This is a genomic window from Geofilum rhodophaeum (assembly GCF_002210225.1).
Lineage (GTDB): Bacteria > Bacteroidota > Bacteroidia > Bacteroidales > Marinilabiliaceae > Geofilum > Geofilum rhodophaeum.
The window spans coordinates 340,933-346,932 of record NZ_MWUJ01000002.1 but is presented as its reverse complement, the minus strand read 5'-3'; the positions used below and the strand labels follow the sequence as shown (position 1 = coordinate 346,932).

Here is a 6,000-nt window from a genome sequence, read left to right as displayed (position 1 = left end):
TTCTGCTGGTCGTCGGGATTTTGTGAACTGCCAGCTCCTTTTCAAGTGTGGTAATGCGCACTCTAAGCTCGTTAGCCTCCTGCGTACAAGTTGTTAAAAGGCCAATAAGTTGATCCTTAGTTTTTGCCTTGAGCTCAGAAATAGTCCAGTCCAATTGCTTTGTGTTTTTTACAAAGGTCTGCGCTTTTTTGTAAGCTCAGCAACTTATGCACAAACACTTCTAAAGAGTGCAGCACCAAGTTATCAACAGAAACGGCAATATTTTTTGTTTTTGAAAAATTAAAGGCCGCGAGAATCGAATGACAGGAAAAATTTGAGGTTTTTAGAGTCCATCGCAAGGAAAACGCCTTAATCGAAAAAATGGCCGACATCAATTTTTGGCTAAATTAGCCACCTGAGTAGTTACCACAATTTTACATGGCAAGGACTAAATTTTCCACTGCTTCTAATCTAAAAACCCATGCCACCTTGTTTCAGTCCTTTCAATTAACAGTTAAAGTGTCAGGGTGTAAGTGTTAAGAAAATTCCGCTTCAACATCAATGGACCTATCACAGGATAGAATACAAGGAGGCTGCCCAACCTGGGGCAGCCTCTCTTTTATTAATAACAGGTTTCTGTTTCTTACTGAATTGGATCGGGACCACTCTGCCATTCAAATTCGGCAGGACCAACCAACTTGTACACCAGGCTGTGGGTTACATCGGTAACGGTATTGCCCGAATAGATGGCGAGATTGATGGTATAGGTGATGTCCACACCTTCAATGGGCTGCGCATCGGGATGCAAAATGCTCAGGACTTCTGCCATCACAGAAATCAAGCGTTCCTCCAGCAGGGCTTCCACCTCATCGTCGGTCATATCTGCATAAGCATCGGGATGCTGGTTTCGGGCAGCCTGAATCCGCCAGTCCACATTATTATGGTAGGCCGAAGCACCGGTATAGTAATCGTTGTTTCCGTAACTGGTTACATAACCTTTGCCCTTTTCTGTAACGCCGGCAGCCTGATCAACATTTTCCCAAACCCAGTCGGTAGCCGTTTGGTAATACAACACACTGGTGGGGTCGTTACGAACAGGTACAAGAGTGATGACTACACTTGGGTTCCAAATCCACTTTCCATTAGATCGTACAAACTGATCGGTGACCAACTTGTAGTCGGGCACCTGTTTCCAGATGGCCTCTTCCAGTACATACTCATTGGCAACCAAGGAATCTGCCTTTCCATAGAAATAAACCACCGCTTGTTTGTCCTCTTCGGCAGCGTAGGGCTGTTGCAAGGCAAGGTAAGTAGCCAAATAAGCCTCCGGCTCAGCATCCTCGCTAAAATAGGGGATTCCCATTTGCTGATAGTCCGACCCGTTCACCATAACGGCCTCCTCGTAGGCAGTCCACGCTACCCCATTGTAGCTATACAGTGCGTAGTTGTCCGACTCCAGCAGACTGGCCGACTTCAAAGCGGGTGAACCGGCAGGGGCCTGACGTAAATAGGACACCACCTTAACATCATATATTTGGTAGGTGGTGGTTTTGTTGTCGGTCCCGTCGCCCACATATTTAAAGGCGATGTGAATGTCTTTCCCCTTATAGGCAGCCAGGGAAGCTGCGCCGACCGGAACCTCCAGACTATAGCCACTGGGCTGCACGGGAAACTTAAACTCCGCGGTGACGTCCACCCAGGTGGCGGTGGTCACATCGTCAACATAATCCTCAGACAGCATGACCGAAAGACACTCGGCATTTTGATGGCCCACGACCAAATCGATCAGCAACTGACTGGCACCGGTGTTGGGCACTGTCACGGCTGGACTCACCAGCCAGCCTTCCTGAGGACCATCGGTTCGGTATGCAGAATACTCGGCACGAGAACTGCCATCGTAGGAAGATTGCTCCCACACCTCGCTGCCCTGCACCGTCTGATTGTCCCAGGCCTCCAAACCGTTATCGAAGTTCTCCGTAAACAGTTCGTTGGTGGTAACCGTATTCTCAGGTCCTATTTGAACATTGTCGACCTGGATGGTGGTGGTTGCACCATCGGGACCATTGCCCACGTAGCGAAAGGCTACACGAAAGTTGTTCGCCTGGTAGTCCGACATATCCATAACCCCGGCCACATAAAGGTCGGTATAGCTGCCGCCGGCATTATAGAAGGCAAAATGGTGGGTGATGTCGGTCCAGGTAGCGGCAGTCGGATCCTCCCCATAAAAGTCCTCAGAAATGAGCACCTCCAACAAATAACCGGCGAAATGAGCCAGCGTAATGTCAAAACTAAAAGTGGGGCTTACCGCCTCGGACAAATCAATTTCAGGAGTTATCAACCAGGCAATGGCATCTCCGGGAGCTTTATACGCAGAAAACTGGGGATAGGCATTACCCGAATATTCGCGGGCATTCCACACATTGGTTCCGGCTTCGGCCACATTGACCCAGCCGTTCAATTGAATATCCTCATAGGCAGCAAAGGTATTGAAATTCTCATCTAATGAGGGAACGGCCTTTTCTACAAAATCAGAAGGCTCTTGTGGGGAGTAATTGTAGGCCAGGGCCACCAGGTCGCCCGATGCCGCCTCGGGAAAGGCTCCTTTAAGAATGGCGTCGGCATTCCGTTCCAACGGACGGGATGGAGTAAAGTATTGATAGGTTTCTCCCTTCCATACAGCCTCATAATCGGCGGCGCTAACCGTATACAGCGCGGCACTACTGAGCTCATCCAGGAACACAGGACGATCTACGGCCTGTTTATACGTGACTTTCAGGGCCGACTTCTCATCCAACTGATACCATTTCTCATTTAAAAAGGCAGGCACAAAATCGCTGGCTCTGAGTGTTTCAGAAAACATCTTCCTGGAGCCAAGCTCCTCCAGTTCGGCATTAAGTCCCTGACCCTTGGCCAGACTTACATTATCTGCATTGCCGGAAATTTCAGTATAATCTTCTGCAGTCAGCTCATAATCCAAAACACGAACATCCACCGGTCGGGCCAGTTCGTCCAACTCGGGAAAATGCTCCTCATTGTATTCACAACCAGCTAACAACAGCAGCATCCATCCCCAAAAATAGAAATATGTTTTTCTCATTGCTTCACTTTTTTGCATCATTAGAAATTGATTTTCAACCTCACGTTGTAGGTCCGGCCAAAGCCATAAAAGATTTGGTAGGCCGACTGCCATTGCCCGTCTCCACCATCGGTGGCGTCGGAGATGTACTCCTGGTCGAATAGATTGTTAACATTACCTGAAAGCACGGCACGGGTTCCGCCCAGATCGAAGGAATAACTGGCAAAAAAGTCAAAGAGACCAGCTCCGGGCATCTCCCAGGGTGTGGTATAGATCTTTTCTCCATTCATCAGCAGGTCACTGCTGCTGAAATTCCAGTCGGCAAAGTTGCGACCAAAATAATAGTAGTCGAGACCTGTTCGCAAATCCTTGCTGATCTTAAACTTGACACCCAAGGCTGCGGTTGTCTGCGCAGATCCTCCGACTTTTACACCGTCGAGACCCAACTTCATACTGGCATGATCCGGAGCCCTGTCGCCCGAGGCTATACCTCCCTGCATGTTGGCCAGAGGCTGGCCGCCATCGTCATAAAAATAACCCACGGTATTGTTGTTCCATTGCCAGTCGCCCAGCGACAACATTCCCGAAAGTTCGAGCCACAAGGTCGGTTTGGCTTTAACTTCCAGCTCAATTCCCTGGTGCAGGGCATCGATGCCTTCCATATTGATGGAGCCACGACTGCCGTCGCTGAGGTCGACTGAACGACTCAGCAATTTGTCCATCCACATGGTGCGGTAAACATTTACATCGGCACTCAACCAGGACGACTTATAGCCATATCCGGCCTCAATGGAGAAAATCTTCTCATTAACAGCACCCGGATTGGTTTCATTACTGACGGTGGAGCTTAAAAAGGCTCCGCCTGAAAAGAAGGGGGCACGACTGATGTAACCAATGTTGGCAAATACATTGTGCTCACTGGTGAGGTTGTAATTGGCACCTCCTTTGATGGTGTAACCCCAAAAATCGATGTGCTTTGATTGGGCCTTGTCGCTCTCGTAATAAAAGCGGTCGTAACGCCAGTAGGTGGTATTGGATAAGGATGCGGAAACAAAGGAACTTAGATTGCCGGCATTGTATTCGGCCTGACCAAAACCGCCGGCCTGAAACACAAAACCGTCGTAATCGCGGTACACCACATCGCCTACCTGCAGCTTTTTATTTGTGAAAGCTTCGGTTTCTGCCCCGGCGTAATCAACAGCTCTCACGTTTTGCCGGTAGCGGTCGATGTAATAATCTCCGCCATACAAATCGACCAGTTCGTTGGTGTGCACGCCCTTATAATAGCGGGTATCAATACCGCCGTACACATCAATTTGGTCGTTAATGGTAGTGCTGTAGGTCGACAACAACCCGTACCAGTTGTGGTAGTTTTTCGATTTGGACATAACCAGCATGGAACCTTCCTCGCTGGCTTCATTAACCGCATAAATCTGATCGTAGGCAAAGGTGCCGTCGGGATTGCGGTAAGTGGTATTTAAAGTGCCGTTACTGCTCCCGTACCAGTGACCGGAGTAATCGCTGTTGGCATTTTGTCCGCTGTAACCGTAACCGCGACCAATAGAGGTGTAGAGGGCGGTACTCAGACTTGATTTCTCATCGATTTGCCACAGGTGATTCAAAGAAATTTGTGGTTTGTGGTAAACGTTGTAACTGGAAGATTTCCGCTCTCCGTTTAGTCCGAAACCATAGGTGGGATTGTATTTATAGGGACTGTCGTCGCCCATATATTTTTGAACCTGTTGCCAGCCCACCACAGTTAGTCCGTCGTAGCGACTGCGCTGATAGTGCTGCTGAGGGGCCCCAAATGCCGAAAGGGACAGTTGATGCGAATCGTTGATCTTCTTGGCAACATTCAGAAAGTAGTTGTAACCCTCAAAATCGGCACCTTGTACGTAACCATCCCCCCAGGTCTTACCCAGCAGGAGGGTCATGGCCCAACCGCTCTCACTCAATCCTGTTGACACATCAAACACAACTTTATTGTAGCCGTCGTTACCCAGACTGTAGGACGCAGAACCGCCTTTTTTGGCATCGATGGATTTGGTGACGATGTTGATGGATCCGCCTACTGAAGGGGCCGACACCTTAGACGCACCCAAACCGCGCTGGGTCTGCATCATTGAGGTAACATCGGACAAACCGGCCCAGTTGGACCAGTACACGCCGCCCCATTCCATATCGTTCATAGGTACCCCATTGACCATAACAGCCACGTTGGCCGATTGAAAGCCGCGCATGTTGATTTTGGAATCACCAAAACCGCCGGGCCCCTTAGTGGCATAAACCCCGGGGGTGGACTTCAGAATTTCTGGAAACTCCTGGGTTCCCAACTTCTCCTCGATCAACTGGGGGGTAATGTTGGACATGGCTACCGGGGTGCGCCGGGCAATTCCCAATGAAGCGGTAACAGTAACATCACCGAGGTTGATGGCCTCTGCTTCCAAATAGATAATGCCCAACTCACTTTGTCGGGCCAAATTTACGTGCTGTGTTTGGTCCTTATAACCAACATAGGAGAACAGCAGGTTAACCGAACGGGCATCCACCGAAAAGGAGAAATTTCCGTCCAGATCTGTGGTGGCCCCTGTGGAGGTACCTTCCACAACAACTGCCGCTCCAATAAGCGGCTCAGAGGTATCCTGATCAAGCAGCGTGCCACTTACGGTCACCTGACCGTAAAGACCCACTGTACCCAAAAGGAATACCCAAAACAAAAACAAGTGTCTCGTCTTTCTCATAAATTAAAATTAAGCAGTTGAGTTTGATAGGAATTATGGTATCAATTTAAGCATAAAGGCGGAGCAGAGAAACAATTTTTATCATTATCTCACAAATATTCACACAAGATTGAGACGTTTTTCATCTCAACACCCAAATCTTCTACTAAGCCAGCACAAAAATGAAGAAATTAAACAACACAGTTGTTACCCTAAGGTTAACAA

Annotated in this window: 2 protein-coding genes; both read right to left on the bottom strand. The window is 48.8% G+C overall.

The genetic code is table 11. From position 1 onward, the window contains the following. Nucleotides 1-622: 622 nt before the first annotated feature. Nucleotides 623-3,076 (bottom strand): choice-of-anchor J domain-containing protein, encoded by a 2,454-nt coding sequence (locus B4W65_RS03890; RefSeq protein ID WP_158522766.1) that lies wholly within the window; start codon nt 3,074-3,076, stop codon nt 623-625. A gap of 20 nt (nt 3,077-3,096) precedes the next feature. Then, nucleotides 3,097-5,796 (bottom strand): TonB-dependent receptor, encoded by a 2,700-nt coding sequence (locus tag B4W65_RS03885; RefSeq protein ID WP_088653802.1) that lies wholly within the window; start codon nt 5,794-5,796, stop codon nt 3,097-3,099. Nucleotides 5,797-6,000 lie beyond the last annotated feature (204 nt).

Coding starts and splice junctions, on each gene's coding strand:
- B4W65_RS03885 (WP_088653802.1), bottom strand. CDS start 5,796: ATGAGAAAGACGAGACACTTGTTTTTGTTTTGGGTATTCCTTTTGGGT.
- B4W65_RS03890 (WP_158522766.1), bottom strand. CDS start 3,076: ATGAGAAAAACATATTTCTATTTTTGGGGATGGATGCTGCTGTTGTTA.